The sequence below is a fragment of the Dyadobacter sp. CY323 genome (assembly GCF_021390245.1).
GTDB lineage: Bacteria > Bacteroidota > Bacteroidia > Cytophagales > Spirosomataceae > Dyadobacter.
The window spans coordinates 109,581-127,320 of sequence record NZ_JAJUXH010000018.1; the positions used below are offsets into that span (position 1 = coordinate 109,581).

Annotated in this window: 13 protein-coding genes; 6 read left to right on the plus strand and 7 right to left on the minus strand. The window is 44.4% G+C overall.

The window, feature by feature from the left end; genetic code table 11:
* Positions 1-3 precede the first annotated feature (3 nt).
* The 7 genes from LZG72_RS21990 to LZG72_RS22020 form a co-directional block, all read right to left on the minus strand.
* Positions 4-3,579: a SusC/RagA family TonB-linked outer membrane protein gene (locus LZG72_RS21990; RefSeq protein ID WP_233877171.1), complete on the minus strand. Its 3,576-nt coding sequence runs from the start codon at positions 3,577-3,579 to the stop codon at positions 4-6.
* A gap of 194 nt (positions 3,580-3,773) precedes the next feature.
* Positions 3,774-4,877, minus strand: coding sequence for a FecR family protein (locus tag LZG72_RS21995; protein WP_233877173.1), 1,104 nt, complete (start codon positions 4,875-4,877; stop codon positions 3,774-3,776).
* Between the two features lie 169 nt (positions 4,878-5,046).
* The gene (locus LZG72_RS22000; RefSeq protein ID WP_233877175.1) at positions 5,047-5,652 is read right to left on the minus strand and encodes an RNA polymerase sigma factor; all 606 of its coding nucleotides are present in this window, start codon (positions 5,650-5,652) and stop codon (positions 5,047-5,049) included.
* A 307-nt stretch (positions 5,653-5,959) separates the two neighbouring features.
* On the minus strand, positions 5,960-6,877 hold the full coding sequence (locus LZG72_RS22005) for an AraC family transcriptional regulator (protein WP_233877177.1): 918 nt from the start codon (positions 6,875-6,877) through the stop codon (positions 5,960-5,962).
* Between the two features lie 60 nt (positions 6,878-6,937).
* Positions 6,938-7,738, minus strand: a complete 801-nt coding sequence (locus LZG72_RS22010; protein ID WP_233877179.1) for an SDR family oxidoreductase — start codon at positions 7,736-7,738, stop codon at positions 6,938-6,940.
* A gap of 139 nt (positions 7,739-7,877) precedes the next feature.
* Complete coding sequence (locus tag LZG72_RS22015; protein WP_233877181.1) at positions 7,878-8,714, minus strand: DUF4249 family protein; 837 nt, start codon at positions 8,712-8,714, stop codon at positions 7,878-7,880.
* Positions 8,715-8,718: 4 nt separating this feature from the next.
* Complete coding sequence (locus tag LZG72_RS22020; protein ID WP_233877183.1) at positions 8,719-11,127, minus strand: TonB-dependent receptor; 2,409 nt, start codon at positions 11,125-11,127, stop codon at positions 8,719-8,721.
* A gap of 59 nt (positions 11,128-11,186) precedes the next feature.
* Here LZG72_RS22020 and LZG72_RS22025 point away from each other — a divergent pair, with 59 nt between their 5' ends.
* The 6 genes from LZG72_RS22025 to LZG72_RS22050 all read left to right on the plus strand — a co-directional run bounded on the left by LZG72_RS22025 (position 11,187) and on the right by LZG72_RS22050 (position 17,732).
* Positions 11,187-11,426, plus strand: coding sequence for a hypothetical protein (locus LZG72_RS22025; protein ID WP_233877185.1), 240 nt, complete (start codon positions 11,187-11,189; stop codon positions 11,424-11,426).
* Positions 11,427-11,524: 98 nt separating this feature from the next.
* Complete coding sequence (locus LZG72_RS22030) at positions 11,525-12,133, plus strand: RNA polymerase sigma factor (protein ID WP_233877187.1); 609 nt, start codon at positions 11,525-11,527, stop codon at positions 12,131-12,133.
* Positions 12,123-13,520, plus strand: coding sequence for a hypothetical protein (locus LZG72_RS22035; protein ID WP_233877189.1), 1,398 nt, complete (start codon positions 12,123-12,125; stop codon positions 13,518-13,520). Before LZG72_RS22030 ends, LZG72_RS22035 begins: the two co-directional genes overlap by 11 nt.
* A gap of 363 nt (positions 13,521-13,883) precedes the next feature.
* Positions 13,884-15,554 carry an FtsX-like permease family protein gene (locus tag LZG72_RS22040; RefSeq protein ID WP_233877191.1) on the plus strand — a complete coding sequence of 557 codons (1,671 nt, stop codon included), beginning with the start codon at positions 13,884-13,886 and terminating at the stop codon, positions 15,552-15,554.
* Between the two features lie 400 nt (positions 15,555-15,954).
* Positions 15,955-16,980 (plus strand): sensor histidine kinase, encoded by a 1,026-nt coding sequence (locus LZG72_RS22045; protein WP_233877193.1) that lies wholly within the window; start codon positions 15,955-15,957, stop codon positions 16,978-16,980.
* A complete protein-coding gene (locus tag LZG72_RS22050) occupies positions 16,977-17,732 on the plus strand; it encodes a LytTR family DNA-binding domain-containing protein (protein ID WP_233877195.1) in 756 nt (251 codons plus the stop codon). Before LZG72_RS22045 ends, LZG72_RS22050 begins: the two co-directional genes overlap by 4 nt.
* Positions 17,733-17,740: the final 8 nt, after the last annotated feature.

The window sequence follows — 17,740 nt, forward strand, 5'->3', positions numbered from 1 at the left end:
TAATTAATAGTTAATGAGTAAAGAAAACAGGTAGGATCTGGTGCCGGGGTTATCAAAGTAATCCAGACCTCTTCCCAGCGAAACCTGTGTATGATTGGAATCCGGATCTATCCCGCGCACGCCCGTCCACAGAAAAAGGTTGCGACCCGACAGTCTGAACTCAACAGACCGCAACTTCGTCGCCTTTCTGAAAGCTTCGGATTGCAAAGTGTAACCCAGCGAAAGCTCCCGCAGCCTGGTCCAGCTTCCGTCGACGACGAACTGTTCTTTCAAGCCGCTGAAACCACCGCCCAAAGTCGTGTAATACGATTCATCCAGCAGCACTTCCCCTGCTCCCAGGTCGGCAACATTGCCTCTCACAGTAGTTCCGGCGGGGATCACTGTGCCTTTGAAATTTTTCAGGTCTTTGGTCACAGTCACCTCTTTCCCTACGTCTTCGTGCGTTCCGTGCGAGTACATCACGCCTCTTGTCCCTTCGAAAAAGTCGCCACCCTGGAAGGTTTCAAACAGCAATCCGAGTGAGAAAGACTTATAGGAAAGATTTGCTCCAAATCCGCCCCGCCAGTCCGGGTTCGGATCTCCTATTTTCGCATTGGCTGCATTGACGGTAGGAAAACCGTTTGCATCAAAAATCTTGTTACCCTGATCGTCTCGGGCATATTGTCCGCCCATAAATACGCCCACCGGCTGACCTTCCAGCGCATTGATCGTCATATAACCGCTGATACCGCCCACCTGCACGGCCGTCGCGCCGGCAAGATCAGTCACCAGACTGCGGTTTCTGTTGAGGTTAAAATTGAGCGAAAGTGTCAGGTCTTTTTTTCTGAAAACATCATAGTTCAGATCAAAATCCACGCCCTTGTTCTGCATCGTTCCGGCATTCTGATATGCGCTTGAAAAACCAGTCGAGTTAGGTACCGGCACGGACAGCAGTAAGTCCCGTGTTTTGTTTTGGTAATAGGTAATCTCGGTTCTGAGCCTGTTCCCTAGAAACCGCAGATCGGCACCCACTTCATATTCCGTTTTCCTTTCCGGCCGCAGTTGATCGTTCCCGAAATTGGCGCTTTGCAGGTAAGATCCGTTTCCGTAAAGCGAGTTACCGGGCACGAACAAAGTCTGTGTGCGGTAAGGCGCAGGCTGCACACCTACCACGCCATAAGATGCCCTCAGCTTCCCGAAAGTCAGCCAGTTGGCCTTCTCAAACAGTTTCAGCTTCGAGAATTGCCAGGCGACATCGCCGGAAGGATAGTAAAAAGTGTTATCAGAAGCTTCTCCAAAAGTCGACGCGGCTTCACCGGCGAAAGAGAAATTGAAGAACAATGCATCGTAAACCGACAAGCCAAGTACCGAATATGCCCGCGCGCTGCGGACATTGGTTTTGCTGTTATTAGGATTTTTGTTGACCGTCAGTGCATTGGAAAAATTCCAGGGTCCGTCAGCGATCAAAAAATCGGACATTTCACCACCCAGGTCAGCATATTTCCTGTCGTTTAAATTGAATCCGGCGATCAGGTTTGCTGAAAAATTGGGGTTAAACTGGTGGCTATACCTACCGATCAGATCGTAATTGAGCTGATTTTCAAGAATATTCACCTCACCATACCGCCCATTCAAATTCACTGCTTCCGCCTGCGCGGAATTGACAGGAAAATACGTCTGGCGCACATCCGAAGAGTTGTCAATACCAAACCGGTTGATGATATCCAATCCTTTTATTGGCGTAATGGTCAGCTCTGCGCTACCGATAAAACGGTTCACCGAATTCGGATTTTTCTGCTCGATCATCGTCCACAATGGATTGTTATATACCGGGTTGGAGCTATTTCCCAAATAATTTCGGTACGAGCGCTGTCTGTTTACAACCGGCGCTGCATTGGGGCCGCTATAATAGTTGCCTTTGTAATCGGTGATGTCAAAATCGGGCGTCATCCGGTAATAACCCAGCAGCATACCAGCCGTATTGTTGGACCGCTGCACGCGCTCGGACCGGATCATCGCATAAGATGCATGCGTGGAAAGTTTGATGATCTCACTAAGCTTGCTTTCAATATTCAGCCTGATCGTGCTCCTTCTGTAATCGCTGTTTTGTCTGAAAACACCTTTCTGGTACACATCGCTCAGGCTGAACAGGTAGTTGGAGTTTGCCCCGCCACCACTCAGACTTAGGCTGTTGTCGACAGCATATCCGTTTCTGAAAATCGAATTGAACTGATCATCGGCAAAAACATCCCGCGAATTCTTCTTGATAATGGGGTAGTATTTTTTTCCAGTCTGGTAACCTTCAAAAAACTCACCCGCCGTATTCACCTCGTCCGCACCGCCTGCCCTGGCTTCGATCTTGTCGCCCCAGGCATTTCCCGAAGCAGGATTGAATTTGCCCTGGTCACCCTGGCCAAATGCAGTTTGCCTCTGGTGGTAGCGGTTGATTTCATCCATTGAATAGCTGGATTTGAATGAAATCCGCATTTTGTCATTAAATGAGCCATTTTTGGTCGTGATCACGATCACCCCATTCGCAGCCCGCGACCCCCAGAGCGCCGCCGCCGAAGCCCCTTTTAAAACCTGAATGGAAGCGATATCGTCGGGATTAATGTCATTCACGCGCGATTGCTGCACAACGCCGCGAATGTTGGTACCACCATGAACCGAGCTGTTAATAGGCACACCATCGACAATATACAGCGGCTGCGACGAACCCGACAAGGTACTCGCACCCCTGATCTGCACAAAAGAGCCGCCGCCCGGATCGCTGCCGGAAGACCTGCCAATGAAAACGCCGGAAGCTTTACCCGCCATTTTATTCAACAGACTCGTTTCTCCGGACGCTGCAATGCTCTTATCCGTGATTTTCGAGCTCGTAGAACCGAGCTTATCGGCAGATTCTTTAAACCCCAGCGCAGTAACCACTACCGCGTCCAGCATTTTAATATCCGATTCCAAAACAATGTTAAAAGTCGTCTGGTCTCCGACGAGAATTTCCTTATTGACGTAGCCCACGTAGGAGAGTATTAGCGTCGCGTTCTCGTCGGGCACGCTGATTTCGAAGGCGCCATCGGTATTGGTAAGTGTACCGCGTTGCGAGCCTTTCAGCATTACGCTCACGCCCGGAAGCACTTCACCGCGATCATCTTTGACAGTTCCCCGGATATTTCTTTCCTGACGAGCATTGCTTTCCGGCAGATTATTCTGCTCTTCGCTTTCGCGGCTGGATTGATTGACTACCTTTTGCAGGATGATCTGTTTTCCCTGCAACTTGTACCGGATTCCGGCTTTAAGCAGCATCTCGTCGAGTACGCTGGACAATGCTTGCTGGTGCGCAGTCACGGTCACCTTCTGATCGGGCGAAATCAGGTTTGAGGTATAGGTAAAGTGCACATCCGCCAGCTTCTGGATCTGGTTGAGGACGTCACGTAATCCTTCATTTTCTGCGCGAATGGATATTTTCTGGTTCAATGCATCCTGCGCATCAGCAGGCCGGGCGAGGCTCACTCCTGCAAACAGAAAAACCAACAAAAGCTGATGTATTGATATTTTCATAATTGTACGTGCCAGCCAAAGCGCTTGTCTTTGTTTTTTCATAATTTTGATCGTTTTGTCATAGACTTGATTAGGGTTGAAGGCAAAGTAATCCCGTTCATCTTCCTGGAAGATTGGCATGCGTACGAGGGTACAAATGTTGACGGGAGCAGACTGGTGGTGGCTCAAACACCATCAGTCTTTTTTTGTGGAAGAGGTTTAGGTCATAGGCAGGTTTTTTAGATTTATGCTGTCCCTCAACGGCATCCGCTTCCCGCAATCACAATCCCGCCATTCGACGGTTCGTAATGCGCGTCGATCGCTTCGCAGATGCTGTTGATTCTTTCGGTGAGTGTTTCTCCGCGGAATGATGTGATGATCCGGCAGTTGGCAAACGTGTGTTCGTCGAATGCAATCTCAATTCCGTACAGATTTTCAAGCTTGTTGAATACCTCGGCCACAGGCGTATCTACAAAAACCTGCTCGGATGAATCGGTATCCTGCGCAATGATTTCCAGGTCTTTGAGTTGGGATTTTTCTAGTAGCAGGTCATTTCTGTCAAAAACTGCTTGCTGATGCATGGTGAGCATGATACCGGGCGCGGGCTTACTCGCTGAACTCGCCGGAAGCTCAAATTCGCTTGACTTATGAACAGATACCTTCCCGCTCTTTACGCTGACTTTAACAAGATCGTCTTTCGGAAATGCTGTGACCCGGAAACGCGTCCCCCATACTTGCGTGACGGTTTCGCCCGCATACACCAGGAATGGCTTGGCACCATGGGATACCTCAAAAAAAGCATCGCCGCTTAGGGTTACCTTCCGACTTTCGCCGGCGAATGTTTCCGGAAATTGCAGCGTACTTCCCGGAAAAAGGGTTACAATGCTACTGTCACTGAGAATGAGCGTCTGACTATGCTGCGTATCATTTTTCCGGGCAACAAGTGCATTCGACACCTGAGTAGCTTGCTCGGGAACAGTTTGGCTGAGTTGTGGTTTTGACGAATCCTGAAAATTCCATAAAAGGAAGCCCAAGGAGGCAACGAAAACCGCCGCGACCCGCCACCAGTAATGGAAAAGGAAAGGCTTTTTGGTTGCAGGCGCCGAGCCGATTTCGTCCAGCCTGCCAATGATCTGTCCGACCCTGTGCGCTACTTCCTCTTTTGGAAGCTGGGCATTATAACGCTGGTCGAGCGCAAGGACAATAATACGCGCCTTTTCGTAACGATCGCGATAGTCCGGACGGGCCGCAATCCACGCTTGCCAGAATGCGGTTGATTCCCTGTCGGGATGAAGCATGGAGGTCCGGAAATAATCGTCCCTGGCTAAATCTTCAATAGTATAATCGTTGTAATTGTGCATGGGCGCAGCAGCCTGTTAACTGCTTTAATAGACAAATTTTTGGATGACCCAATGCGTCTGTACGATTAGAGTCAACCTATAGTCCGTTTTGCTGCACTACATACCCACAACGATTCAATTATTTTTTGAAATAATTACATTGAAAAATAATTGACTGGTTTACAAGGTATTACCTGTTCAAAAAATATAAGAAAACAGGCACAAACAGGGCGACTACCCAACTATCCTTGATTTTTTTGAGTGTACGGTGAAGCAGATTGGCCACGCTCTGTCGCGCCAATCCCATGATCCGGGCGATTTCGTCAAATTCAAGATTTTGGTAAAAACGCAGGTAAACGATTTCCTGCTGACGCCTGGGAAGCGTATCCAAAACCGCATTCAAATGCCTGATCTGAGCTGTTTCTTCTTCTTTTAAAACAATGTAAGATTCTATTGAAACATCCGATTCTGCCGCAAAAGGCACGTCCAGTGGCTCCTTGAAGCGTTTCAGGCGAATGCTTTCTTTGAAGATTTTATTGCGCAGGGCCCGGAGCAGGTACGTTTTTACAAAATCAGTTTTTGACAGGAAAGCGCGCCGCTCCCAAAGTTCGAGAAACAGCTCCTGAATGCAGTCAGAAATAAAATCCTCATCAGTATTGAGCCTGAGGCCGTAATTGTATAGCAGTTGGTAGTAATGGAGTGCGAGTTGTCCAAAGGCCTGCTTGTCGCCCGCCCGGAACCTGTCCCACAACACCTCGTGCGAAACCTGATAAGATGTGTTGCTGGTATCGTTCAAAAGGTGTCTGGATGAGAATGTCTTACCCCCGCGATCAGAATGTTATTGTTATCGCGAAAGCAATAACTCAAATTAAATAACATAAAACGAAAGTTGAAAACATTATTAATTCTTTCTTTTGATTTATGAGCACGATGGTAGATGCATCGGAAATGGACATTCTGCTTGTTCGCGAAGACGTTCGTTTTAATACATACCTTATATGCCTGAAATCAGATCGCCGATATAAGCTTCAGGACTCTTTTGCACGATAATTTCAGAATTAAATTGCCGTGATATAGGTACTAATAATCATGACTGGTCAGGGTCAATTGAAGCTCGCCCTGAATTCGAGGGGGGAAAAGTTTGTCTTTGATTTAAATAACTTACTAAAAGACTGCGGATGCTCGAAACCGAGCTGGTAGGCGATTTCCCCTACTGTCAGATCACTGAATGTCAGCACTTCTTTTGCTCTTTCGATAAGCTTGTTGTGGATGTGCTGCTGCGTATTCTGGCCGGTCAGTGCGCGGAGCATGTCGCCCAGGTAGCGGGGCGAAACGTGCAGCTCGTCCGACAGGTACTGGACGCTCGGCAGCCCTTTGAGCAGGGCAGTTTCATCGTCGAAATAATTGTTCAGCAATTGGTTCAGGTTTTCCAGCAATGCATTATTAATCGTCTTACGGGTAATAAACTGGCGTTTGTAAAACCGCTGACTGTAATTCAGCATCAGCTCCAGCTGCGAAATCAGCACATCCTGGCTCAGGTCGTCGATCGCCGTTTCGAGCTCGTCGCCAATGTTGCTGGCAATGCCCTCGATGATCGACTTTTCTTTGGCCGACAAATGCAGCGATTCGGTCACCGAATAAGAGAAAAAGCCATAATGCTTAATTTTAGTGTCGAGCGGATAGTTTCTGAGAAAATCAGGATGAACAAGTAATGTAAAACCCAGCGTCGCGTCGTTGACTTGAATGCCCGTCAGCGGCTGGCCCGGCGAGGAAAAGAACAGCCCGCCTTCCTGAAAGTCGTAGGTTGTTTGCCCGTACCGCATCCGGCAGCCCGCCGATTCGTTGTAGGTAATGTTATAAAAATCCATGGCAAAAGTATCGGCCAGCATTTCGGCCGTGATCCGCACCTTGTTGAAATCGAGCAGGCTGATCAGCGGGTGCGAAGGTTGCGGCAGGCCGAATGCACGCTGCATTTCCGCAATGGAGCGGTATACGCGCGGTTTGAGATGTTCCCTTTTCATAATCACATAATGGTCTGCCGGCGCAAATCGTTCCAGTCTGCGCCGGCAGACCGTTTGATTTTAAACAGCGGCTAACATTTGTTTGATCCCATCCCGAAAAGCCTCGTCGCCCGCAGCCAGGCGCTGGGCGTAAAGTTGTTTGGCGTCGTCGCCACACACGTATCTTAAAGTGTCGGTACCATCGGTAGCCGCGCCATACACCACTTCGGCAATTTGTTCGGAAGTCGTCGCGGCTTTGTCAGGCGCCAGCATCGTCGTGAATTTGTTGGTCAAACTTTCATAAGCCGGGTGCATGGCAAACACCGACTTCGCACCGATTTCCGTCGCCACCAATCCGGGTTCAATGGTTTTAATGCCAATCCCAAACTCATTCAGCTCATAAGACAAGCTTTCCGCCCAGCCTTCCAGCGCAAATTTACTGGCATCGTACATCGAGCTTACCGGGAAAGCCATTAGTCCGGCCGATGAGCCGGTGGTGATAAAAAGTCCCGCTTTCCGCTCGCGGAAATACGGAATAAAGGCCTGCGTCACCCGCACGACACCGAAAAAGTTTGTTTCCATTTGCTGTACCAGCTGCTCGTCGGTCATCGCTTCCAATGCGCCGAACAATCCATAACCCGCATTGTTAAATACCACATCAATATCGCCCAAAGCCAGCGCCTGCTGCGTGGTTTGCCGGATCTGCGTCAGGCTATTCACGTCGAGCGGCAGCACGGTTACGTTATCCAGCACATTCAGTTCTGTTTCATTTTCAGGCTTGCGCATGGTTGCGATCACCTTCCAGCCTTTGGCCGCAAACAATTTGGCCGTAGCCCTTCCGATGCCTGTTGAAGCACCGGTAATAAAAATCGTCTTTGTCATTTGTCTCGTTTGTTATTTTTCGGAAGACAAATTTCTGCGGCGTGAGGCTGGCGCATGTAGCGGATGTGGAGATTATTGTAGCCAAAATGGTTGCGCTGCGGAAAATGATTAGAAAAATAAGTGCAGTTCGGGATGCCTGCTAGTTAATCTTATATGATGTAGTATCAAATTCACCCAGTCTAAAATATCCCAGTACTTCTTCGTTGGAATTATTGACATTAGTACAGTTTCCTTTTAAAGGTACAGGGATAGTTGGAAAAGGCCCGCCTTCATCACTTCCGGATTGCTGAATCAATATGTTTAAATAGTCATAATATCGTTTTGAAATACCATACACATTAATTCCTACTGTTACTCCGGCAACATTGTTTTCATTATCGTTCTCTATATAATTTTCATTACCATCGGTAAATTCATCTCTAATAACTGCAAGAGACGGTAGTGGTGGATTAGACGGAGTGAATTCGCCTAAATAATAATTTTTAACAGCTCCGGGATCGTCAAAAAATACCTGAAGCACAATTTCTTCGTCACCATCAGAACCTTCAATGGCCTGCTCAACCCGATTAATAACAGGTGCTGCAATTAAGGTCTCGGTTGCTGTGTAGGAGTTGCCGTTATAAAGGATTTTCAAAGTGTACGATGCGTTTAATTCCGGAACAAAATCGGTTGCAGTGTAACTACCATTATGCTGGTCGGCAAACACAAATATCGATCTGTCGTTCTCTTTGGTTACTGTTACCGAAGCACCCGTAACAGGGACATCTGGATTCTTGTCAAAAAAAGCAGTTGATTGTCTTAGATGAATGGTTTGTGTTTTTCCCGTAGTACCTTTTTGCCACTTAATAGACGCATCAACCACCAATCGTGCACCGCCATTTGGGACATTAACATCTATGACATCGGTACAAGAGTTTAAAAGCCCTATTAATAGAAGGAGTGCCACTAATATTCCGTATATATTTATGTTTTTCATTGTTTTAAAAATTAAAATTGTATGTTACTGATGGGACAATGCCAAATATGGAAGTACGAGTGGCTTCAGATACACCTGTCTGGTGATTTTGACCAAAAGAAATAGAGGCCGCATTGCTTCGGTTATAAGCGTTGTATATTCCAAATACCCATTCTCCTTGCCATTTTCTATCTTTATTTTTTCGAGGTGTTAAGGTTGCAGAAAGGTCTAGTCTGTGGTAGGCCGGCAATCGGTCTGCATTCCTTTCGGAATAAGTCGCCACGGATAAGCCGTTATATATAAACTGTCCGTTGGGATAGGTAACAGGTCGCCCTGTCTGAAATACCATGTTTGCCCCAAATCGCCATTTTTCGTTGAGTTTGTAGCTTCCGGTAAGCTCAAAGTCGTGGGTTCTGTCCCAGTTAGAGTTATACCATTTCCCGTTGTTAATACCTGCTCCGCCAGCTGCTCCTCCTGGTGTGCGTTGCTGCGATTTTGACAACGTGTACGCCACCCATCCTGTAAAATCGCCTTGGTTTTTCCGCAATAGAAACTCTAATCCATAAGCTCGGGCTTCACCGGTTAAAATTTCGGTTTCAATGGTGTTTTGTGCTATAAGTTCCGCACCGTTGATATAATCTATCCTGTTGTCGATGGTTTTGTAATAGGCTTCGGTTTCGACCGAAAACATATTTTCGTTTAAATTTCTGAAATAGCCCACAGCATATTGGTCTGCCATTTGCGGCTTGATAAACTTTCCGCTAGGTGCCCAAACATCTACTGGCGTGGCTGATGTGGTGTTAGAAATTAGGTGCAGGTATTGAGCAACTCGGTTATAACTTGCTTTAAAAGAAGAGTTCTCGTTAAGCTGATATGAAAGCGCAAACCGAGGCTCTAAATTGTTAAATGTAGCTATGCTTTTTCCCTGACCGTAACTGGTACTTGAAATGGGTTCGGCGCGCTCATAAATGCCTAGCTCTTTGTTGTAAATTACCGGTAAATTATTGGTGTAATTGTTTAAGGTCTGCTTTCCAAGTCGATTAAAGTAACTCAAACGCATCCCATATTCAGCGGTGAGTTTTCTGGAAATTTTATGTTCTAAACTTGCATATACCCCAGCTTCAAAAGCAAATTTGTCGTCTAATTTCTCTGGATTAACACCCGACGTTGCATTTAACGGGTTGAGTCTGCCTGGATTAAAGTTGTAATAAATGCCATTTACTCCAAAATCAAACTTCAATTTATCGCTTGCATAATACCCAAAGTCATAGCGCACATTATAATTGCTTATATCTGAGGTCCAATCAATTCCTTCAATGGGAATTTCCAGGTTGTAATTATATCGACCGTATATTAGGGACACATTGGAGAATAACTTGTTACTGAAAATATGATTCCATCGCAGGTTTCCTGACAGGTTTCCATATGAATTAGTGAACAATCCTGCCAGGTTAAAGTTATCATTCCCTAAATAACCCGATAGATATAGTTTATTCTTCTCATCAATTTCATAATTTGTTTTCAGATTCAGATCATAAAATCCGGCCCTACTGCTCTCCTTGGCCAAGGCTAAAAATATATTTACATAAGAAGCTCGACCAGCAATCAGAAACGAACCTTTGTCTTTAAACATGGGCCCCTCGGCCGCCAAACGACTGGAAATAGCCCCAATACCGCCAGTGAGTTCAAATTCTTTACTATTCCCGTCTTTTTGACGTATATCCAGTACCGAAGAAGCTCGCCCTCCAAAACGTGCAGGAATGCCTCCCTTGTAAAGTTTGACATCCTTAATGGCATCAGCGTTAAATACTGAGAAGAAGCCAAACAAATGGGAGGCGTTGTAAATAATTGCTTCATCTAAAAGAATCAGGTTTTGGTCTTCTGCACCACCGCGTACATTGAAGCCCGATGCGCCTTCTCCGGCATTGGTAACACCTGGCAGCAATTGAATGGACTTGATTAAATCTACCTCGCCCAAAACTACAGGTATCTGTTTGATATCCTTAGTTGAGAGTCTAGCCACACTCATTTGTGGTGTCCCAATGTCTACTTGCTTTGCTTCATCAGCTGTGATGACTACTTCATCTAATTGAGCGTCATCCCCTTTGAGCTCAATGTTGAGCTTTTGATTGGCGCGAAGGTCTATTGCCCTTTCGGACGCTGTAAATCCTAAATAGGAGGTGGTTAAGGTATAGTTACCTTCGGGTGCTGTGATAGAATAAAAACCATATTCATTGGTCGTGCTTCCAATGGAAGTACCTTTTAAAAGGACAGTTGCGCCCAAGAGTGTTTCGCCATTGCCAACATCCTTAACTACACCACTAATTGTATATTTTGCTTGTGCAAAAAGGAATACTGGACAGAACATCATTACCGCAAATAAGACGTGCCTTTTTCTTGACCTAAGGGGTTTTAATTGACTTGTTTTTTTCATAATGTTTTCAAAAGAGATTATTTATGTGTTGTTCAAAATCTTCCATTAATGCTTATTTTATGAATGTGATATACCTTGCATTCTTTTACTTACATTTTACCTCACAAGCAATCGCCCCTCTCAGATACGAGACGGTTCATGAATTTGTAGATCCTCTGAAAAAAGAAGGTAAGACACAAGCAAACGGTATCAACTATACGCTTGGTAAGAGTCTAGTTGTCGTTAAGATGAGGTTTGGTTTCGACTGCACTACTGTTTTCAAAAGCCATTACGGGTTGTCCGGAAAAATGGTGGGGTGAATGCTGAAAATATTTCATCCCTCAAAAAATATAGAATCACACCCCACCTTTTCATGTTACCTTCCGTAAGGAGAAGATGATGTCTAATCTGATTACCATTGCTATTTAGAAGGAAAGCTCTATTTGATGAAAAAGATCTGTCAAGCATTTTGGATGCCTGTAAGGATGGCAATGCCCAGGCACAACGATGTCTAATCCGGCAATTTGCAGGATATGCCAAAAGCATTTCGCTTCGATATGCAGCCAACTTTGAGGAAGCGGAAGAAATTGTCAATGACTGCTTTTTAAAAGTGTTTAATCATTTACACAGCTACGATAACGCTCAACCTTTCAAAGCATGGTTTCGAACAATTGCTATTAATACGGCTATTGACTATTACCGGAAGAATCTTAAATGGCAGGGGCAGCTTAGTCTGGATGATCTGGAAGTTGCGGACTGGAGTGATGACATTTTAAGCGAAATATCTGCCCAAGAAATATTGATAATGGTTCAACGCCTGCCACCGGCTTATAGAATGGTTTTCACACTGTTTGTAATTGATGGATATTCACATAAAGAAATAGCTGGCATGCTTGTTATCCAGGAAGGAACATCAAAATCTAACCTGAGAGATGCCAGACGAAAGCTGCAGACGATGATAAAACTAAACTTTCCGCACTTGTACCAACTTTATAACTGGCCTAATAAGGGATTTAATGAAAACTGAACAATTTGACGATGAATTCCGGAAAAAGCTATTGGGTCTGGAGCCAAGCGATGAAGAAGTCGATCGGATATATAATTATGTCTCTTCGAAAGGTAATATTACGCCCCAGTTTTCATGGACCAAAATCTTGATTTACGGGTTGGCCGCTTCTTTATTAGTCGGCTCTGTAAGCTTCAATTACGTCCAAAATCTAACCAATAAAAAACTCTTATCCTCTCTGGATTCTTTAAAAAGCAGAATCACTTCTATTGAACTAAATTCTACTCAAAAAACAAGTCTACGTGTCGACACCATATACATTGACAGATTTATTGAAAAAACCATTGCAGCTCAAAATTCTCAGGAATTGCTTTACACCAGGCAGAGTACTCAAAACGAAATTCAGCAGCCAATTAATAATCCGCTTACGGATGAATTATTAAACAATTCAAACTACAGACCAGCAAATTCATCCGGCATGGTACCGGATACAACGGGTGGTACGGTTGCCAAATCCATTGCTCAGAATAATGCTTCTGGCGCAGAATCAAATACCAGCAGATCAGACAATGCCGTAGTTAAGGAAGGATCTTCCGAAATAACTGGTAACTACAGTAATCCGGCTTACAAGGCAGCGTACACAAATCAAGACGATTTTCCCAAAGCTGGTAAGACAATAATATATAGCCGTATTGGCAACATTCATCTTTCATTTACGGAGTTAATACTACCGGTTTTAAAGACGCCGGAGAAATTACCTTCTGTTAGCAAAGACAAACCCAAATATTACTCAGAATCAATGAAGTCGGTTCTTAAACGGATGGATTATTATGTGGGTGCAAGCCTTGGCGCAGGTAACAGACAGGTGGAAGGCTCACTTCTTGGGGAGCTGCGGATCACCCCTAAATGGAGTTTTCAAACCGGCGCCCGCTGGACAGAAATCACCGGCAAGAGTTATGACACTGCCGAGCAGTTTGGTCAAAATACCGGCCAGGATTTTCGGACTCTATATGCGCCCTACGTAGCTCAAAATGCTGATTTATTAAATATTGAACAAAATTACCAGTTCGTTCAAATTCCATTAGCAATTGCGTATCATTATGAAATACGTCCGAATTGGGCCCTACGTTTCGGAATAGGAACCGATCTTTCCGTTTACTCCCTAAAAGACATCCATTTCAATTATAAGAGAGACAGTCAATCCTTTGATAAAGGAGAATACAATGCAAAATTAGCCGGAAAGCCTTTTAACGATATTACAATATACCTGGGTCTGGAGCATCGCTCAAACAGGTTCCTGTTTAGGGTAAGTCCTTACGTTAGTCCTCAATTACGTAAAACAGAATTTTCCAACAAAGATCTTTTGTGGGGTGCCAGGGTGCAGGTTTTGTATAAATTCAACAGATAACTTTTAACGACGTCGGCAGTTGTCTCAAAAAACAATGTCCAAGAATAAAACTTCGATTCTACAGTCAACATGCCTCCCGCACGAAAAAAGCTCCAATATGATATCACTTACTATCAGCAACTTAGCTCATAGATTTTCTGCAAATCATCGAGCAACCGGTTCGACATTTGTTCCGTTGCGGGTACAAAAAGCCCTTCAACGCAAGTTGAGGGGCTTTTTTTGTGCTTGTGAGTGCACAAAAATACAAGATGAAAGTTAGGCGTCAGTAAATGGGTATTTTGTTTCAATAATGTCAGCAGATCGAAAGTTTTTTGAATCATTGAAATAGATGCGCAAGCTGCTCGTCTTATCACGGCTAATCTAATGCCCTACGTGACGCTTCATAATAGTAAGCACACCCACTGGCGGCTGAAAAGCTTTTCCCTTCAACCATTTTCTGAGTTGGCGATCAGCTCGGATATTGACATGTCAGGATACGTACATGGAAGTCAGCTAAATTCCAATCCCCGCGGCGTTCTTGTAATTGTTCCTGCAATCATGTCCATCTTTATCTTAATGATCACTTGCTTTAATTTTACAAATGTTTCTATAGCTTTTGCCAGCGGCCGGTTAAAGGAAATAGGTGTTCGCAAAGTAATCGGAGGCCTGAGAAGCGAATTAATCGGGCAATTTCTAACTGAGAACATTATTCTATGCCTTCTTGCGTCTTTGTTGGGTTTGTTATTTGTTAATTTATTAACACCGGCGCTGATTGGATTCACCGGCATCGATCTTTCGCCGGACCTGACAAAAGATTATGGCTTTTGGCTGTTTTTGATACTGGTTCCAGCTGTCAGCGCTATCTGTTCTGGTTTATATCCGGCACTGTATGTTAGTTCGTTCCAGCCAGTCCGTATTCTCAAAGGAAAAACATCCCTTGGGTCCTCGAACCGTTTTACGCGCTTCCTGCTCCTTGCACAATTTAGTTTATCCTGTTTTGCCCTGGTAGTTGGCGTCGTTATGACCCAGAATGCAGAATTTCAACAGAAAGCTGATTTTGGTTATGCGATCAATGAAGTAGCGGTGGTAGAAATCAACGACCCACAGCAGTATAGCGTTCTAAGCCAGGCGGTTCAATCTAATCCTGAGATTAAAAGTGTAGGTGGATCTGCCCAGCAAATTGGAGATGGAACGTACACATTGACAGCAAAAACACGGAGTGGTGAACTGCAAACACAAGTCGCACGTGTCGGTGGTCAGGATTATCTTAATACCATGGGAATAGCTTTGGTTCAGGGCCGTCAATTCCATGACGGTGAAGCCGATGTAGATGCCTCGGTACTAGTTAATCAGACCTTTGTGCAACAGTCGGGATTGAGTCAGCCACTGGGCCAGCAAATTACCCTGGACAGCACAAAATATACGATTGTTGGCGTTGTGAGCGACTATAAGGAATATGGCTTACATGATCTGGTACCGCCATGCGTGTTGCGAATGGCAAAGCCCGATGAATATAAGTATATGGTGGTGCGCACAAGCAAAGATAAATTACCGCAAGTTGCGGCATTCTTACAAACAGAATGGCATAATGTGGCTCCCAACCTACCTTACCGGGGCTTCCTGCAATCAGACTTAATTGAAAAAGAACTCCGCATGACGCAAGGTTTTAAATCAATTGCATTTTTTCTAGCCATTGTTACACTACTCCTCTCAGCGTCAGGTTTGTTTGCACAAATTTCATTGAACATCGATAAACGCAGTAAGGAAATTGGCATGAGGAAAGTTCTTGGTGCTTCGGTGCTGCAAATAATTGCGGCAGTTAATCGGCGATTCGTGCATATCCTGTTGATTGCATTTGTGGTTGGTTCGATTCTCGGTTACCTGTTTACCAGCAAGTTTATTTTCCAGTTTATCTTCAAATATCATCCTGATGCTGGGCCTGCTCCATATATAGGAACATTTCTGACCGTTGTAATCTGTTGCTGCATGATCATCGGTTCAAAGGTTTACCGTGCAGCCACCGCATATCCAATTGAAAGATTACGTGCAGACTAGTCGTTTTTTACATAATGGTCTTCTGGATCGAGTGTAGTTTAACCCTAAACCAAGGCCCGCCTGATTTTACGTGATGGTTTATTCTTTACTAGTTGAGTACGAATTCCCATCATCGATAACAGGCCGATACTTCGAAAAGAGGTGATCTTGTTCATTTATAACAGCACAAATTGACCTGTTGCTACAATATAGCAACCGCTTTTACGAAAGACAGTTTATTACCCGAAAAGCGGTAAACGATAAATAAAACCGAAATGTCGCCCTTAGAGTTTAGGCAATCGTTTAACTGAAAATTCAATTCATGCTTCAAATAGTGAACTCCATCAGAATATAGGGATAATTTGCTATGAATCCGGCGACAAAACGCTACTTTTTAGCCTTAATCGCCCAACCTTCAATCATGGTTCACACAGATAGAGCTAATGTAAAGCGTTCGCTAATCTTTTTCTTCTCCTCGCTACTCTATGCATTGTGCCAAATGCTTTTGAGCAACATTGTGATGGAAGATGATTTATGGAAAAACTTTCATATTCAATTATCAGCCCATTACATCGTGGTCTTCGCAATGTGTGTGGCCGACTACCAGTTGTTGCTCGTCCTAAATAAGCATTTACCCTACCCAAAAAATATCATTTACCGGATCATTGCCGAGCTTACAGGACTGATCGCCATTTGCTTTATACTGCTGTCGGTATTCAATTTCCTGATCTACAATATATTGCTTGTTCCGCAGGAAGGAATGCCTTCTTTCCTTACAAAATTTGCATTGGCAATGCTTACCAACACCCCTATTCTGCTTGTTTTCGAACTGATCCATTATTTTCAGTCTGAGCAAAAAGCGATTGCTGATTCAGAAAAGGCACAACGTGAAGCGCTGTTATTTGAGCATGAAACATTGAAGTCCCAAATCAATCCGCATTTCCTTTTCAATTCATTAAATGTTCTTTCGTCATTAATTTATATCAATCCCGAAAATGCGAATAAATTCACGAAGGCACTTTCAAAAACATACCGGTATGTACTTTCACTCAACCGCCAACCTCAGGTAACCGTTGCCGAAGAACTGGACGCATTGGATTCATACCTTTTTCTGATGCGGATGCGGTTTGAGGACTCTTTCAATTTTACCTTAGAAAAAACAGCTTCTCGTCAGGAAAGTAAAATCATTCCGCTCACCTTGCAGCTGCTTTTAGAGAATGCATTCAAGCATAATATTGCTACGGAAGAATCGCCATTGGATATACGCCTGACCATTGGCAGTGAATACATTACCGTTGAAAACAGCATACAACCTACAAGCGATACGGACAAAGGTGGGATCGGGTTGAAATACCTTTCCAAGCAATATGAATTGTATGCCAAAAAAGTGGCCGTCCAGCACACGGGCAGTCTATTTATTGTCAAAATCCCCTACATAGAGCCATGAATTACCTGATAGTTGAAGATGAGCGGTTTGCGTATGAAGAATTAAAACGCATGATGACGCAATTACGCCCTCATTACCAATTTGAAAAGCGGACCAAAACGGTCATTGATACCATTGCATTCCTGAAATCCAACACCGTCGATTTAATACTGATGGACATTCGGCTTGCTGATGGAAACTGCTTCGAAATATTCAATCATGTTGAAGTTTCCACACCCGTTATTTTTACCACTGCTTACGACGAGCATGCGATTAAAGCCTTTAAGTTTAACAGCATAGATTATCTTTTAAAGCCTTTCGACGAGAAAGAATTAGATTTGGCACTCGTTAAATTTGAAAACATCTTCCATAACAATTCCTATAAACCTGTTTCAAAAGATTTTGAGCAAATCCTATTTACCAAGCTTAAAAACCGCTTCCTGATATCCAAAGGTGAAAATTACCATTATATAGAAACCCAGGACATCGCCCACTTTTACAGCGAAGACGGCGTGGTTTTCCTGCACACGTTCGACAATAAACGGCATATCATCAACTACACATTGGACCAATTGGAACAGCAACTCGATAATGGTTTGTTTTTCAGGGTTTCCCGCAATTGCATCGGCAATGTAAAAGCCATTGAAAATGTTGCAAAGTACTTCAATACCCGTTTGCAACTTACTTTTTCACCCCCTTGTCCACACGAAGTGCTGGTAAGCCGCGTCCGGGTTCCAGACTTTTTGAAATGGATGGATGGGGTCCTTGAATAATTCAATTC

Bases quoted from the DNA above. Each gene is read 5' to 3' on its own strand.
- LZG72_RS21990 (WP_233877171.1), bottom strand. From the start codon at position 3,579: ATGAAAAAACAAAGACAAGCGCTTTGGCTGGCACGTACAATTATGAAA.
- LZG72_RS21995 (WP_233877173.1), bottom strand. From the start codon at position 4,877: ATGCACAATTACAACGATTATACTATTGAAGATTTAGCCAGGGACGAT.
- LZG72_RS22005 (WP_233877177.1), bottom strand. From the start codon at position 6,877: ATGAAAAGGGAACATCTCAAACCGCGCGTATACCGCTCCATTGCGGAA.
- LZG72_RS22010 (WP_233877179.1), bottom strand. From the start codon at position 7,738: ATGACAAAGACGATTTTTATTACCGGTGCTTCAACAGGCATCGGAAGG.
- LZG72_RS22015 (WP_233877181.1), bottom strand. From the start codon at position 8,714: ATGAAAAACATAAATATATACGGAATATTAGTGGCACTCCTTCTATTA.
- LZG72_RS22020 (WP_233877183.1), bottom strand. From the start codon at position 11,127: ATGAAAAAAACAAGTCAATTAAAACCCCTTAGGTCAAGAAAAAGGCAC.
- LZG72_RS22025 (WP_233877185.1), top strand. From the start codon at position 11,187: ATGAATGTGATATACCTTGCATTCTTTTACTTACATTTTACCTCACAA.
- LZG72_RS22035 (WP_233877189.1), top strand. From the start codon at position 12,123: ATGAAAACTGAACAATTTGACGATGAATTCCGGAAAAAGCTATTGGGT.
- LZG72_RS22040 (WP_233877191.1), top strand. From the start codon at position 13,884: ATGCCCTACGTGACGCTTCATAATAGTAAGCACACCCACTGGCGGCTG.
- LZG72_RS22045 (WP_233877193.1), top strand. From the start codon at position 15,955: ATGGTTCACACAGATAGAGCTAATGTAAAGCGTTCGCTAATCTTTTTC.
- LZG72_RS22050 (WP_233877195.1), top strand. From the start codon at position 16,977: ATGAATTACCTGATAGTTGAAGATGAGCGGTTTGCGTATGAAGAATTA.